This window comes from Mesorhizobium sp. Ca11 (assembly GCF_020165275.1).
In the GTDB taxonomy this organism is placed as follows: domain Bacteria; phylum Pseudomonadota; class Alphaproteobacteria; order Rhizobiales; family Rhizobiaceae; genus Mesorhizobium.
On the sequence record NZ_JAIUHU010000004.1, the window covers coordinates 44,827 to 58,710 of the forward strand.

A 13,884-nucleotide genomic window follows, 5' to 3' on the forward strand; every position below is an offset into this window, starting at 1 on the left:
CCGGACATCTCCCCCTCTAGGGGGGAGATCAGCCGTCATCGCGGCTTTCGCCAATTGTCTGTGTTGCAGGATTGAGCGGAACGCCAAAGCCGCCAATCTCCCCCCTTGAGGGGGAGATGTCCGGCAGGACAGAGGGGGGTGCTGTCCCGCCAGCCTTTCAGTTTGGGCCAATCTCATCGACCTCACCCAATCTCCGCGCCCAGCCCCTTCATCAGCCCCATGAATTCCGGAAAGCTCGTCGCGATCATGTTGGCGTCGTCGATCGTCACCGGCTTCTCGGTGGCTAGGCCCATCACCAGAAAACTCATGGCGATGCGGTGGTCGAGATGCGTCTTCACCGCCGTATCGGGGCCGTTGGGATGAGCGCCCAGTCCCTTGCCGCCCGGCCTGCCGCGCACGGCGAGCGAGGCTTCGCCCTCGGTGCAGTCGACGCCGTTGAGCTCCAGGCCCCTGGCGACCGCCGCCAGACGATCGGATTCCTTGACCCGAAGTTCCTCCAGCCCCTGCATCAGCGTCTCACCCTCGGCGAAGCTCGCGGCGACGGCCAGCACCGGATACTCGTCGATCATCGACGGCGCGCGCTCGGGCGGCACCGCCACGCCTTTCAGCTCTGAGGAGCGCACGCGCAGGTCCGCCACGTCCTCGCCGCCGGCATTGCGCGGATTGAGGATGTCGATACGGCCGCCCATTTCCTGCAATGTCAGCAGCAGCCCGGTGCGGGTCGGGTTCATCAGCACGTTCTCGATGATGATGTCCGAACCCGGCACGATGAGCGCCGCGACAAGCGGGAAGCCGGCCGACGACGGGTCGCCCGGCACGGCGATCGTCTGTCCGGTGAGCCTGCCCTGGCCTTCGATGAAGATGTGGCGCACACCGCGCTCATCCGTCTCGACGCTCAGGTTGGCACCGAACCCCTTCAGCATCTTTTCGGTATGGTCGCGCGTCATCACGGGTTCGATCACCGTGGTGATGCCGGGAGTGTTCAAGCCGGCAAGCAGCACCGCCGACTTCACCTGGGCGGATGCCATCGGCACGCGATAGGTGATGGGCGCTGCATGCTTCGGGCCGCGCAGCGTGATCGGCATGCGGTCGCCGGGAGCGGCCTTCGGCACCTGCACGCCCATCTGGCGCAGCGGGTCGAGCACGCGGCCCATCGGCCGGCCCGAAAGCGAGGCGTCGCCGATGAAGGTCGTCTCCATGTCATAGGTGCCGACGAGCCCCATGGTGAGGCGCGAGCCGGTGCCGGCATTGCCGAAGTCGAGCGGGCCTTCGGGCTGCAGCAGCGCGCCGTTGCCGGTGCCGCGGATCACCCATTCGCCGCCGTTCTTTTCGATATGCGCGCCCATCGCCTTCATGGCGGCGCCCGTGCGCATCACGTCCTCGCCTTCGAGCAGTCCGGTGATGCGGGTTTCGCCGGAGGCAAGGCCGCCGAACATGAACGAGCGGTGCGAGATCGATTTGTCGCCGGGCACGCGCGCGGTGCCGGCAAGAGCAGGGGATTTGCGGGCCGTGGCCGGCTTAGCGGCGGCGGAGTGAGACATCCTTGTCTTCCAAATGAAATGCCGGCTGGCCGGCTCGGTTCGTCATGCTGCGGCGGTCTCGTATCACGGTGCGTTGCAATGGTCATCCCCTTGTGCGAGGCCTTCGAATACGAGCATTTTACAATGCCGGCTTTTGGCTTTGACAGCGCTCAAAACTGCGGTTATGGGGACCACTCTTTTATTGACGAGGCCTGCTGTGGCAAAAGCTGAACTTGGCACCAAGCGTGTCGACCCCGAAACGGGTCGGAAATTCTACGATCTCAACAAAGACCCGATCGTCTCGCCTTATACCGGCAAGAGCTATCCACGCTCTTATTTCGAGGAAGGCAAGATTTCCGCCCTCGAGGAAGATGAGGAAATCGCCGAGAAGGAAGTGGACGCCGACGAAGAGGAAGGCGCCGAAGTCGTCTCGCTCGAGGAGGCCGATGACGAGGTGAAGGGCGGCGGCGACGAGCTTCCAGATCTTGGCGACGATGAAGAGGATGTCGATCTCGGCGACGATGAGGACGACACCTTCCTGGCCGACGAAGAGGAAGAGGACGATGACGTCGCCGATATGATCGGCGTCGGCGACGACGATGACGAAGTCTGATTGGACCGTTTGCCGGCCATTTTGGCCTGTGACGAAAAAGCGGCTTTTCAAGGCTTGATCTTGACCGAAGGCGGCGCTAGAAGCCGCCAGCACTAAACGACGGCGCGGTTCCCAACCGCGCCGGATCTCTTCGCCGGAAACGGCGCCGGCCGACTGCCGGGAGTGGGGCCATAGCTCAGTTGGGAGAGCGCTTGAATGGCATTCAAGAGGTCGTCGGTTCGATTCCGATTGGCTCCACCAAACAGTCCTTCCTGAACAACTGCACGAACGGAAGACCGCTCGCGCCGGAATTGCTCTAACCGCGCTGGGCGCGGGTTCTGGCTGCTTTGCGCGCTGCAGCCGATCGTCCGGCGGCGCCTTTGGTCTGCGCGGCCTTCCTTGCCGCCGCCGACCGCTCTTCGGCTGTGCGGCCAGCTGCGGCGCTCTTGGCCTGCTTCGACAGAGCCTTGTGGGAGGCGGTGCTCTTAGGCTCGTTCTCAAGCACCTTCGATACCGCCTTCGAGACCTTCGGCTGGCGCTTCGGCTTGCGTTCGCCCTGGCCTGCCTCGTAAGCATATTTGGCGCTCTTGCGCGTGGTCTCCTTCACATCGCCTTTCTTCGGAGGCGGCAGGTCGACGCCCGCGCGGCGCGCCTCCGAAAGGCCGATGGCAATCGCCTGTTTGGTGGAGCGGGCGCCGTGCTTGCCCTTGCGGACTTTGTCGATTTCCGCGTGAACGAATTCACCGGCCTGCGTGCTTGCCGACTTGCCTTCGCGCTTGTCCTCGCGCGCCTTTTCGATGGTTTTCTTGTCCGGCATTGTCTTTCTCCTCGTTCGAACGGGGCCATGATCGAATGCCGACAGGATGCGTCGGATCGCGCATCAGCGGCTTTCATATGTGCCGACGAGGTCGGCAGTGGCGATCATATGCGGCGCCGCCTGGGCCAGAAGATTCGCGATTTCCGGTTCCCCGCTGGTCTCCAGCGCCTCAACGTCGAGTGCTGAAAGGCGGAAGTGATAATGGTGAACGCCGTGCCCTTTTGGCGGCTGGGGACCGTCATAATGGGCATTGCCGAAGTCATTCACGGCTTGGTGGAAAGTTTCCGGTCCAGCGGTGCCTTCCGGCAAGCGGTCTCGCCCGGCGGCAATGTCATAAACCGCCCAATGGCGAAACATGCCGCGCGGCGCATCGGGATCCTCGACGACGAGCAGGAAGCTTCTGGTCCCGGCCGGTGCGTTCTTCCACCGCAGGGGAGGCGACAAATTGCCTCCGTTGCGGACATAGGGCTCGGGAATGGTATGGCCGTTTTCAAAGGCTGGACTCTCAAGCGTGAAAGCCATGGCTGGAGCTCCGTGCACCCATCGCGTTCTTCTCGAAGGAATTCACGAACGATCTTTGCTCGGATCGGCGGAGCGCGCTCGCTACTGGTTTCTTTTGGAACGCGGCGCATTGGCGGGAGTTCCAGCCTCATGCCCGCGACGGAGCGTCGATGGATGCCAGCAAGTCGAGATGTCGGGAAAGCTGCTCCAACGGAAGCGAACGCCAGCTCGTATCCGGCGAAACAAGCGCCGGAGGAAATCCCTATGCTGGTGGCCGCAACTAGGCTAAGTGCTTCCTGTCAGAGGGATGCTTATGAGAATTCCGGCTTTGGGTGGAAATCCGGCGCAGGGACGTGTTCGATCCGGGCTGCTTGCGCGACAAAACAATCTCTTGTCGATGCTTTGCATTGCGGTCGCGCTTGCTGCTTGTCAATCGACCCCAGACACACAGCCTGTTGCTGACCCGCAACCCGCTCCGGCCGCCGCTCTCGCTCCGGCCTCACCGAATTCGGCGGTGCTGGATGAGGCGGCCGCGATCGTTCCACCCGGCAAGGGCGTTCCCGCCAGATACGCCGCATTCTCCGGCATATGGGCGGGGCAGCTCAACGGCATGTATGACGGCAAGCTGGCGGTCCTGACCGTGTCTTCAGGCGGGCAGGTGACGGCCAGCTACGCATGGGGCGACCTGGCCGACAACAAGCCCGGCGTCGCCGACGGCTCCGGCAGGATTTCTGGCAGCACGTTGAAGCTCGGGCGCCTGCCGAACGGCGCCGACATCACCGCCACGATGCCGTCGCCGGGAACGCTCAACGTCACCTACGCGCTTGCCGGCCAGACCTATACCGGCTCGTTCGCGCGGATCGGTCAGTGAGCAAAGTCAGTCGCTAAGAACTCCACTCGCTAAGATCAGGATTGGAGCCGGTCCTCGATGATCCGCACGCACATCGGCGTTCCGACCTCGTCGGTCTCGGCAAGCTTCTGCACGGCGAGCGTCGCCTCGTCGTAGACGCTATGCCCTGGAAGTAGGGCGCCTCGCGATTGAGGCTGCCAACAGAGGCAAGACAGGCGCTTTGCATCGATCTTCCTGGCGTCGCCGGCGGCTCCTCCGCTGGTGCCGCCTTGCGAAAATTTCGCCGATCGTCGCTTGCAAGGTAGTCCCATATGTGAAAATATTATTCACGAAAGAAAACAGCGGGAGGAAAGCGACCATGCATCTCGCCATCCGGCATCGCGCCCGGAACCGCCTTGCAGGCCGCGCCGGAAGCTCCCGGAGAGGATCATGAGCGCATTCTCGCCGACCGTTGGTATGGCCTCGACGCATCCTGCCGACATGCCTGAGGCGCATGCCGAAATCCCTGTCTGGAATTCGGAAAACTGGTTCTACGAGGACTGGCAGCCCGGCCACAAAATCCGCTCGCTTCGCCGCACCATCGCCGAGGGCGAAAGCCATATGTTCAATGCGTTGGTGCTGGATATCCATCCTTACGTGCAGGACCAGATGTTCGCCGAGAAGGAAGGTATCTTCGGCAAGCGGCTGGTGGCGGGCGCCTTCGTCTTCTCGGCCGGGCTCGGCCTGGTCGCCACTAACTGCATCAACGCCTTTTCCTATGGCTACGACAGATTGCGCTTCATCAAGCCGGTCTTCATCGGCGACACCATCTATTCGATCCGCACCAACCTCGACAAAAAGCCGCGCTACCAGGATATGGGCCTGATCCGCGCCAGCTATGAAGTCTTCAAGGGTGAAGGAGAGCTGGTGCTCTACTGCGAGCATCTGCAGACGGTGAAATACAAGAACCCCGCCGATTTTGTCGGCAAGACCGAGAAGTGAATCGTGGCCGCTGACAACGAACTTCCGCTGACCGGCCTCGTCGTCATCGACATGAGCCAGTTCCTGTCGGGACCCTACTGCTCGCTGCGCCTGCTCGACCTCGGCGCGCGCGTCATCAAGATCGAGCGGCCCGATGGCGGCGACCTGTCGCGCCGGCTCTATCTCAGCGACACCGAGATCGGCGGCGATTCCACCATTTTCCACGCCATCAACCGCGGCAAGGAAAGCCTTGCCATCGATTTGAAGAACGAAGCCGACCTCGCCGCGCTGCGCGGTGTGATCGCCAAGGCCGACGTGCTTATCCAGAACTTCCGGCCGGGCGTCATCGAGCGGCTCGGCCTCGACTATGAGCGTGTCAGCACGATCAATCCCCGGCTCGTCTATGCCTCGATCAGCGGTTATGGCGAGGAAGGGCCATGGGTGAAGCGCCCTGGGCAGGATCTGCTCGCGCAGGCTCGTTCCGGCGTGATGTGGCTGAACGGCGACGAGGAGCAGGGACCGGTGCCGTTCGGCCTGGCGATCGCCGATATGCTGGCGGGCGCGGCCAGCGCCCAAGGCATCCTGGCCAAGCTGGTGCGGCGCGGCATCACGGGCGAGGGCGGCCTTGTCGAAACCAGCCTGCTCGAGGCGCTGGTCGATTTCCAGTTCGAGGTGCTGACCACGCATCTCAACGACGGCCGCCGCCTGCCGAAGCGCTCGTCCTCCCGCAGCGCCCACGCTTATCTCTCGGCGCCTTACGGCGTCTATCCGGCCAAGGACGGCTACCTGGCGATTGCCATGACGCCGATCCCGAAGATAGCCGACCTGCTCGAATTGCCCGAGCTAGACCCTTTCCGCGACAAGCCGGAGACCTGGTTCACCGCCCGCGACGAGATCAAGGCGATCATCGCCAGGCGCATCGCCGAGAAGACCATCGACGAGTGGCTGGCGGTCCTCGAGCCCGCCGATGTCTGGTGCGCCAAGGTGCTGACCTGGCCGGAACTGATGCAGAGCGATGGCTTCAAGACTCTCGACATGCTGCAGACCGTGACACGCGAGGACAACGTGTCGATCCTCACCACGCGTTCGCCGCTGCGCGTCGACGGCGCGCGCGCCAAGGTGGATCGGGCCGCCCCTCGGATCGGCGAGCACAGCGAGAAAATCCGCGCGGAGTTCGGCCTGTGATCCGGTTGAAAGGCATGACCTGGAACCATCCGCGCGGCTACGATCCGATGGTGGCATGCTCGGCGCTGTGGAAGGAAAAGACCGGCGTCTCGATCGAATGGGAAAAGCGCTCGCTGCAGGATTTCGAATCCTTCCCGGTGGAAGAGCTCGCCCGCGCCTATGATTTGATCGTCATCGACCACCCGCATGTCGGCCAGATCACCGCCGAGAAATGCCTTGCGCCGCTCGATGTGCCCGGACGCGAGGCGGAACGCATGGCGCTGGCTGCGGCAAGCGTCGGCCAATCCTATCCGAGCTATAGCTGGCAGGGCCGGCAATGGGCTTTCCCGATCGACGCCGCGACCCAGGTGCAGGCCTGGCGGCCCGATCTGATCGAAGCCGCGCCGGCGATCTGGACCGAGGTGCTGGCGCTTGCCGGGCAGGGCCGCGTGCTCCTGCCGCTTCGGCCGCCGCATTCGCTGATGTGCTTCTACACTTTGACTGCTGACCTCGGCCGGCCATGCATAGTCGACGGTTCGGCCGACCTTGTCGATGGCGAGACTGGCGAAACCGCCTTCGAGATGCTGCGTGAGATCGCAGCACTTGTCGATCCCGCATGCCCGACGCTGGATCCGATCGCCGTCTTCGAGAAAATGGTAGAGCCCGGCTCGCGCATCGCCTGCGCGCCGCTGATCTATGGCTATGTTCCCTATGCGGTGGCGGGTTTCCGCCCGCACCGCCTCGCCTTCGCCGACATGCCGGTCGCCGGCGGCAACGGCCCGGTCGGCTCGGCGCTTGGCGGCACCGGCATTGCCGTCTCCGCCTTTTCCGCCCAGCGCCAGGCGGCAATCGACTTCGCCTACTGGATCGCCAGCGGCGACGTGCAGCGCGGCCCTTATGCTGCCGCAGGCGGCCAGCCCGGCCACGCCGCGGCCTGGGAGGACGATGCCGTCAACGCCGTGACCGGCGACTTCTATCGCGCTACGCGGGCGACACTGGAGGGCGCCTGGGTCCGCCCGCGCCATGACGGCTACATGGCCTTCCAGCAGCTGGCTTCGGACCGCATCAATGAAGGCCTTGCCGGCCGGCAGGACGCCCGCTGCGTCGTCGCCGACATCAATCGCCTGTTCCGGGAGAGTTTCGCGCCAGCCGCCGCCGGCTAGATGTGCCGATCGCCGCCGCGACGCTCGGCGAGCTTGACGTCTATATCCGCCACAGCCGGCGTGCATTGCCCGAGAGCAGGCAGGTCCGCTCTGAATCGCTTGCACCGGCCAGCAGCGCATGCGTGGCGGCGATCCAGGTCGTCAGCCCGCCGCCCAACGTGCAGACCGGCCAGTCGCTGCCCCAGATCACTCGGTCCCAGCCGAAGCACCGGATCGTGTGCTCGACATAGGGCCGGAGCGTCTCGACCGTCCACGTCGCCGGATCGGCATAGGCGACGACGCCGGAAATCTTGCCGACGACGTTGGGCCGCTTGGCAATTGCTTCCATATGCTCTCGCCACGGATGCTCGGCATTGCCCTTGATGTCGGGCACGCCGCAATGGTCAAGAACGAACTGGACGTCGGGCGCGAGGTCGGCAAGCGCCATTGCCTTTGGGATCTGATGCGGCAGCACCACAAGATCGAACGTCAGGCCGGTGCCGGCCAGCCGCTTGATGTTCTGGCGAAACAGCGCGCCTTCGGAAAGATCGTCGGGAACGACATGCAGCACGCGGCGGAAACCCTTGACGAACGGCTCGGCCTTGACCGTTTCCAGATAAGCCTCGAAACCCGCCTCCTCGGGCCGGCAGGAGGCGATCGCTCCGCGAAGCAGGCTGCCCGCCTGGCCGGCGATCGCCTTGACATGCGCCGTCTCGGCGGCGATGTCGGCGGGGTCGACGTCGACCTCCATGTGCAACACGGCTTCAATGCCTGAGCGCCGCGCATCGGCTGCATATTCGGCATAGGAGAAATCGCGGTTCAGCGCCGGTACGCCGGACAGCCACGGATAGCGAAGCGCGCCCTGGTCGATGAGGTGCAGATGCGTGTCGATGATCATGGCGGCGTATCCTCCGTGGCCTGGAGAATGATCCTGAAAAGTTGCAGACTTTTCGGATAAGATCATGCTCCAAAAAACAAAGCGTTAGGACGGGATGACCGGCTGCTTTGGGTTCATCCCGCTCCAGGACACTATCTCGCCGAAAAATCTATTATTCAAATAAGAAATTACGACGATTGTGGCACATCCGATCCGGCGAGCTGCGAGAGCCTTGCCGCTGCATCCTGCAGATGCCGGATCGTCAGTGTGATGTCCGGCGCCGTGGGCGCGTTGACCAAGGTGATGTAGGGAATGGTCAGCGCCGCGATGGCTCTGCCGTCCGGCCCCAGCACTGGCGTCGAAAGATTGTAGACGCCGGCGGTCTGCAGCGACGCCATCATCTCGTAACCGCGGTCGCGCACCTGGTCGAGGCGAGCGAAGAATTCCGGCGTCAGGTTGAGATGCTCGGTGCTTTGAAGATGCTCGGCGATCATCATCTTGCGCTCTTCGGGCGAGCGGAAGGCAAGCAGCACATGGCCGGAGCCGGTGTCGAACAGGCTGATATGCGAGCCGACGCGGATCGAGATGCCCCAATAGCGCGGCGCTTCCTGCTGCGCAATGACCACGGCGGCGCCCCGGTCGAACACCACCAGCTGGTTGGCCTGCGATGAGGTTTCGGCCAGCTCCCGCATGATCGGCGTCGCATAGGACACCAGCCGGCGAACCGGTGCGTGCAATTGCGCGAGGCCGAAGAGCTTGAGCGTCAGCGAGTAACGGTCGCCGTCGATCTTGGTGACATAGCCGCGCCGCACCAGGCGGTCGAGCATGCGATAGAACTCATTCGGGCTGCGGTCGAGCCGCTTTGCGATCTCCGCCTGCGTCAGCCCTCCGTCCACGCTGGACAACAACTCGAGAATATCCAGCCCCTTGTCCAGCGCCGGCGCGCGGTAGCGGTCCCCGTCTTCTTCCTCTGCCACCCGTCCCTCCAGTGAATTTCGATCTGCATATATGCATGAACTTCATTCCACTGGAAGCACATTCGGCTTGACCCGGGAATGAAAATGCTATTTGCATATGAATGAAGCTCAAGCGATCGGTCGGGCACTCGGCAGGCCGTCGCTACGAGCCCATGGGAGGAGAACATGACGAGACTGGTTCTAGGCATTTCCGCCGGCCTGGCTGGCCTGCTGCTGAGCGGCACTGCGTTTTCGGCCGATCTGCCCGGCAAATTTCCGGGCGTGACGATCGACGTGAAGCTGATCGGCGGTCAGCAATATGAAAAGCTCTATGAGCGCATCCCCGAATGGGAGAAGGCGACCGGCGCCAAGGTCAACATCCTGACCAAGAAGAACGGCTTCGACATCGACAAGGAGCTGAAGTCCGACATCGCCTCGGGCAGCACCAACTGGTGCGTCGGCTGGAACCATTCGTCCTTCGCGCCGCAATATACCGGCCTTTACACCGACCTCAGCAAGCTCTTGCCGAAGGAAGAGATCGACGCTTTCGTGCCGTCGACAATCAAGGCCGCGACCATCGACGGCAAGCTCGAGATGCTGCCGCGCGCGCAGTTCGATGTCTCGGCGCTCTATTACCAGAAGAGCCTCTACGACAACGCTGACAACAAGGCCAAGTTCAAGGCCAAATACGGCTATGACCTTGCGCCACCCGACACCTGGAAGGAAGTGACCGACCAGGCCGAGTTCTTCGCCAACCCGCCCAATTTCTACGGCACCCAGTTCGCCGGCAAGGAAGAGGCGATCAACGGCCGCTTCTATGAGATGGTGGTCGCCGAGGGCGGCGAATATCTCGACAAGGATGGCAAGCCCGTCTTCAACTCCGAGGCCGGTATCCGTGCGCTGGACTGGTTCGTCAATCTTTACAAGGCCAAGGCCGTGCCGGCCGGCACCACCAACTATCTCTGGGACGATCTCGGCCAGGGCTTTGCCTCGGGCACCGTGGCGATCAACCTCGACTGGCCGGGCTGGGCCGGCTTCTTCAACGACCCGAAGTCCTCGAAGGTCGCCGGCAATGTCGGCGTGAAGGTCGCGCCCAAGGGGTCTTCTGGCAAGCGCACCGGCTGGTCGGGTTTCCATGGCTTCTCAGTGACCGAGAACTGCCCGAACAAGGAAGCCGCCGCTTCTCTGGCGTGGTGGCTGACCAATGAGGACAGCCAGAAGCTGGAAGCCGCCGCCGGCCCGCTGCCGACCCGCACCGCGGTTTGGGACTGGGACCTGAAGCAGGCTGAGAACGATCCGTACAAGAAGGAGGTCCTCGCCGCCTTCCAGGAGGAAGCCAAGCACGCCTTCGCCGTGCCGCAGACGCCTGAGTGGATCGAGATCTCCAACGCCGTCTACCCCGAGCTGCAGGCGGCGATCCTTGGCGACAAGACGTCCAAGCAGGCCCTGGACGAGGCGGCCGCCAAGGCGACGCAGATCCTTCAGGACGCCGGCAAGCTCTAAGCAGCACTCCCAAGGCTGCCTCCCCCATCGTGAATGGGGGAGGCGACAGCGTCTTGTCGCCGCTGACTTTCCGCTCCGGCTGGGGCCATGCCCGTGGCGGCCCGAAATGAATGCAATACACCACAGGATCCTGATGAAAGGCTTCAAGCCATCCGAGCCGTTCCTGCTGCTGCTTCCGGCCATGGTCGTGCTGGCGGCTGTGGTGGTGCTACCGTTGATCCTGTCGCTCTATTCCAGCTTCACGCCCTTCCGCCTGACGCGGCCCGAGACCTTCTTCGTCTTCATCGGCTTCAGGAACTATCTGTCGATCCTCACCAATGCGGATTTCTGGTGGGCCTTCGGCCGCACCGTTCTGTTGCTCACCATCGCGCTGAACCTCGAGATGCTGCTCGGCCTCGGCCTGGCCATGCTGGTCGAGAAGGCGACGCGCGGCCAGCGCATCCTGCGCACGCTGATGATGTTCCCGATGATGTTCTCGCCGATCCTTGTCGGCTTCCAGTTCAAATTCATGTTCAACGACAATATCGGCCTGGTGAACAATGCGCTGCAGTCGCTGGGCATCACTGAGGACGCCATCCCCTGGCTGATCGAAGGCCATCTCGCCTTCATCGCCATCTCGATCGCCGAGATCTGGTCGTCGACCTCGATCTTCGCGATTCTGATCCTGGCCGGCCTGCTCGCCATGCCCAAGGAGCCGATCGAGGCGGCCCGCGTCGATGGCTGCACACCCTGGCAGACTTTCCGCTATGTCACCTGGCCCTTCGTCATGCCCTTCGCCTACATCGCCATGACGATCCGCTCGCTCGATGTCGCGCGCGCCTATGACATCGTCAAGATCATGACCGATGGCGGCCCGGCCGGCCGCACCGAGCTGTTGTGGACGCTGGTCGGGCGCACGGCCTACAGCGATGCCCGCATGGGCCTCGCCAATGCCATGGCCTATTTCTCGATTCTGCTGTCGATCGCCTTCACCGTTTATTTCTACAACAAGCTCGCCGCGGCGCGCGCGCAGATCGGCGCGGAGTGGTGAGAATGGACGAGAACGCCTCCGCCCGCCTCACGCGCCGCGCGCTGACTATCGCGCACCGTGTCGGCCTATTCCTCGCCATGCTGGTGATCTGCCTGCCGGGCATATGGATCGTGCTGTCGTCGCTGAGGCCGACGGTCGAGATCATGGCCAAGCCGCCGGTCTGGATTCCGCAGCAGCTATCCGTCGACGCTTATGTCGCCATGTTCAGCGGCATCGGCAAAGGCGGCATCCCGGTGCTTGACTATTTCCGCAACTCGCTGATCATCTCGGTCACCTCGACGGTGATCGCGGTGGCCATCGGCATGGCTGGCGGCTACGCTTTTGCGCGCTACCGCTTCCGCGGCAAGTCGGGCATGTTCCTCGGCCTGATGCTGACGCGCACCGTGCCCGGCATCGCGCTCTCGCTGCCCTTGTTCTTCCTCTATGTGCGGCTGGGCATCATCGACACCCATATCGGCATGATCCTGGCTTATGTCGCGCTCAACGTGCCGTTCACCATCTGGCTGATCGACGGCTTCTTCCGCCAGGTTCCGAAGGACCTTGCCGAAGCAGCCCAGATCGACGGCTGCACGCGCTGGCAGGCGTTCTGGCAGGTCGAATTCCCGCTGGCGCGTCCGGGCATCGCCTCGGCCGCCATCTTCGCCTTCCTCACCTGCTGGAACGAGTTCGCTTTGGCCTCGCAGCTCACTCGTTCCGTCAATTCCAAGACGCTGCCGGTCGGCCTACTCGACTATACGGCCGAGTTCACCATCGACTGGCGCGGCATGTGCGCGCTGGCCGTGGTGATGATCATCCCGGCGCTGACCCTCACCTATATCGTCCAGAAACACCTCGTCGGTGGCCTGACCTCCGGCGCGGTGAAAGGTTGATTTCCATGGCAACGGTTTCGCTGAAACAGCTCACCAAGCGCTACGGCAATATGGAGATTGTGCATGGCATCGATCTCGATATCGCCGACCGCGAATTCATCGCGCTGGTTGGCCCTTCCGGCTGCGGCAAATCGACGACGTTGCGCATGATCGCCGGCCTCGAGGACATCAGCGGCGGTATGATCGACATCGGCGGGCGCATGGTCAACGACCTGCCGCCACGCTCGCGCAACATCTCCATGGTGTTCCAGTCCTATGCGCTCTATCCGCACATGACGGTGCGCGAGAACCTCGGCTTCTCGCTCAAGATCGCGGGTGCGGCCAAGGATGACATGGACCGGCGCGTTGCCGAAGCCTCCGCCATCCTCGGCCTCGACGAGCTGCTTGGGCGCCGCCCCTCGCAGCTTTCCGGCGGCCAGCGCCAGCGCGTCGCCATGGGCCGCGCCATCGTGCGCGATCCCGATGTCTTCCTGTTCGACGAGCCGCTCTCCAACCTCGACGCCAAGCTGCGCACGCAGATGCGCACCGAGATCAAGAAGCTGCACGCCAAGGTGAAGTCGACGGTCATCTACGTCACCCACGACCAGGTCGAGGCGATGACGCTCGCCGACCGCATCGTCATCATGCGCTCGGGCCATATCGAGCAGGTCGGCACGCCGGACGAGGTGTTCAGCCGGCCTGCGACCCACTTCGTTGCCGGCTTCATCGGCTCGCCGCCGATGAACCTGCACCAGGCGACGGTGAGCGACGGGCGACTGATGTTCGGCGGCGGCGACAGCCTGCCACTGCCCGGCCAGTTCAAGTCGAAGACGGCTGCCGGCGACAAGGTCGTGTTCGGCATCCGTCCCGACGATTTCTATCCGACCGGCCACGGCCTGAGCTCAGGCGGCGAAGCGGAAGTCCATCGTATCGAGCTGCCGGTCAGCATCACCGAGCCGCTCGGCAACGAAACGCTGGTCTTCGCTGAGTTCAACGGCACCGACTGGGTCTCGCGGATGCTCAATCCCAAGCCGCTGAAAGCCGGCGACAGGGTCGGCATGAGCTTCGACCTCAGCCACGCGCATCTGTTCTCCGCCGAAACCGGCAAGTCGCTGAGGAGCTGA

Annotated in this window: 14 protein-coding genes and 1 tRNA gene; 10 read left to right on the forward strand and 5 right to left on the reverse strand. The window is 63.4% G+C overall.

The features are described from left to right. Nucleotides 1-182 precede the first annotated feature (182 nt). On the reverse strand, nt 183-1,541 hold the full coding sequence (gene aroA / locus LB538_RS08740) for a 3-phosphoshikimate 1-carboxyvinyltransferase (protein WP_224531507.1): 1,359 nt from the start codon (nt 1,539-1,541) through the stop codon (nt 183-185). A 196-nt stretch (nt 1,542-1,737) separates the two neighbouring features. Between aroA and LB538_RS08745 the strand changes: the two genes are divergently transcribed. Beyond that, nucleotides 1,738-2,133 (forward strand): TIGR02300 family protein, encoded by a 396-nt coding sequence (locus LB538_RS08745; protein WP_140845574.1) that lies wholly within the window; start codon nt 1,738-1,740, stop codon nt 2,131-2,133. 164 nt (nt 2,134-2,297) lie between these two features. Next, a tRNA-Ala gene (locus LB538_RS08750) sits at nt 2,298-2,373 on the forward strand. Nucleotides 2,374-2,428: 55 nt separating this feature from the next. Here LB538_RS08750 and LB538_RS08755 read toward each other — a convergent pair. Together LB538_RS08755 and LB538_RS08760 are read right to left on the reverse strand one after the other, a co-directional pair. Further along, complete coding sequence (locus LB538_RS08755) at nt 2,429-2,929, reverse strand: DUF6496 domain-containing protein (protein ID WP_224531505.1); 501 nt, start codon at nt 2,927-2,929, stop codon at nt 2,429-2,431. 63 nt (nt 2,930-2,992) lie between these two features. Continuing rightward, on the reverse strand, nt 2,993-3,451 hold the full coding sequence (locus LB538_RS08760; RefSeq protein ID WP_224531503.1) for a YbhB/YbcL family Raf kinase inhibitor-like protein: 459 nt from the start codon (nt 3,449-3,451) through the stop codon (nt 2,993-2,995). Between the two features lie 493 nt (nt 3,452-3,944). On the opposite strand from LB538_RS08760, the gene LB538_RS08765 reads away from it, so the two are divergent. From LB538_RS08765 to LB538_RS08780, 4 genes are all read left to right on the forward strand, one after another. Continuing rightward, nucleotides 3,945-4,301, forward strand: a complete 357-nt coding sequence (locus tag LB538_RS08765) for a hypothetical protein (RefSeq protein WP_224531500.1) — start codon at nt 3,945-3,947, stop codon at nt 4,299-4,301. Between the two features lie 408 nt (nt 4,302-4,709). After that, nucleotides 4,710-5,261, forward strand: coding sequence for a MaoC family dehydratase (locus tag LB538_RS08770; RefSeq protein ID WP_224531496.1), 552 nt, complete (start codon nt 4,710-4,712; stop codon nt 5,259-5,261). 3 nt (nt 5,262-5,264) lie between these two features. Then, on the forward strand, nt 5,265-6,425 hold the full coding sequence (locus LB538_RS08775; protein ID WP_224531494.1) for a CaiB/BaiF CoA transferase family protein: 1,161 nt from the start codon (nt 5,265-5,267) through the stop codon (nt 6,423-6,425). A 14-nt stretch (nt 6,426-6,439) separates the two neighbouring features. After that, on the forward strand, nt 6,440-7,567 hold the full coding sequence (locus tag LB538_RS08780) for an extracellular solute-binding protein (RefSeq protein ID WP_224531601.1): 1,128 nt from the start codon (nt 6,440-6,442) through the stop codon (nt 7,565-7,567). 40 nt (nt 7,568-7,607) lie between these two features. Here the strand turns inward: LB538_RS08780 and LB538_RS08785 are convergent, their stop codons facing one another. Together LB538_RS08785 and LB538_RS08790 are read right to left on the reverse strand one after the other, a co-directional pair. Next, nucleotides 7,608-8,444: an amidohydrolase family protein gene (locus LB538_RS08785; RefSeq protein WP_224531491.1), complete on the reverse strand. Its 837-nt coding sequence runs from the start codon at nt 8,442-8,444 to the stop codon at nt 7,608-7,610. A gap of 167 nt (nt 8,445-8,611) precedes the next feature. Then, nucleotides 8,612-9,400 carry an IclR family transcriptional regulator gene (locus LB538_RS08790; RefSeq protein WP_095769349.1) on the reverse strand — a complete coding sequence of 263 codons (789 nt, stop codon included), beginning with the start codon at nt 9,398-9,400 and terminating at the stop codon, nt 8,612-8,614. A gap of 165 nt (nt 9,401-9,565) precedes the next feature. Here LB538_RS08790 and LB538_RS08795 point away from each other — a divergent pair, with 165 nt between their 5' ends. The 4 genes from LB538_RS08795 (at nt 9,566) to LB538_RS08810 (ending at nt 13,884) form a co-directional block, all read left to right on the forward strand. Next, the gene (locus LB538_RS08795) at nt 9,566-10,882 is read left to right on the forward strand and encodes an ABC transporter substrate-binding protein (RefSeq protein WP_224531488.1); all 1,317 of its coding nucleotides are present in this window, start codon (nt 9,566-9,568) and stop codon (nt 10,880-10,882) included. A 133-nt stretch (nt 10,883-11,015) separates the two neighbouring features. Next, nucleotides 11,016-11,912: a carbohydrate ABC transporter permease gene (locus LB538_RS08800; RefSeq protein WP_224531483.1), complete on the forward strand. Its 897-nt coding sequence runs from the start codon at nt 11,016-11,018 to the stop codon at nt 11,910-11,912. A gap of 2 nt (nt 11,913-11,914) precedes the next feature. Continuing rightward, entirely contained in the window at nt 11,915-12,781 is an 867-nt protein-coding gene (locus tag LB538_RS08805) for a carbohydrate ABC transporter permease (protein ID WP_224531480.1), read from the forward strand. 5 nt (nt 12,782-12,786) lie between these two features. Then, nucleotides 12,787-13,884, forward strand: coding sequence for an ABC transporter ATP-binding protein (locus tag LB538_RS08810; protein ID WP_224531477.1), 1,098 nt, complete (start codon nt 12,787-12,789; stop codon nt 13,882-13,884).

What these genes read in the sequence shown, in the direction of transcription:
- aroA (WP_224531507.1), bottom strand. Translation starts at nt 1,541, where the DNA reads ATGTCTCACTCCGCCGCCGCTAAGCCGGCCACGGCCCGCAAATCCCCT.
- LB538_RS08755 (WP_224531505.1), bottom strand. Translation starts at nt 2,929, where the DNA reads ATGCCGGACAAGAAAACCATCGAAAAGGCGCGCGAGGACAAGCGCGAA.
- LB538_RS08760 (WP_224531503.1), bottom strand. Translation starts at nt 3,451, where the DNA reads ATGGCTTTCACGCTTGAGAGTCCAGCCTTTGAAAACGGCCATACCATT.
- LB538_RS08770 (WP_224531496.1), top strand. Translation starts at nt 4,710, where the DNA reads ATGAGCGCATTCTCGCCGACCGTTGGTATGGCCTCGACGCATCCTGCC.
- LB538_RS08780 (WP_224531601.1), top strand. Translation starts at nt 6,440, where the DNA reads ATGACCTGGAACCATCCGCGCGGCTACGATCCGATGGTGGCATGCTCG.
- LB538_RS08785 (WP_224531491.1), bottom strand. Translation starts at nt 8,444, where the DNA reads ATGATCATCGACACGCATCTGCACCTCATCGACCAGGGCGCGCTTCGC.
- LB538_RS08795 (WP_224531488.1), top strand. Translation starts at nt 9,566, where the DNA reads ATGACGAGACTGGTTCTAGGCATTTCCGCCGGCCTGGCTGGCCTGCTG.
- LB538_RS08800 (WP_224531483.1), top strand. Translation starts at nt 11,016, where the DNA reads ATGAAAGGCTTCAAGCCATCCGAGCCGTTCCTGCTGCTGCTTCCGGCC.
- LB538_RS08805 (WP_224531480.1), top strand. Translation starts at nt 11,915, where the DNA reads ATGGACGAGAACGCCTCCGCCCGCCTCACGCGCCGCGCGCTGACTATC.
- LB538_RS08810 (WP_224531477.1), top strand. Translation starts at nt 12,787, where the DNA reads ATGGCAACGGTTTCGCTGAAACAGCTCACCAAGCGCTACGGCAATATG.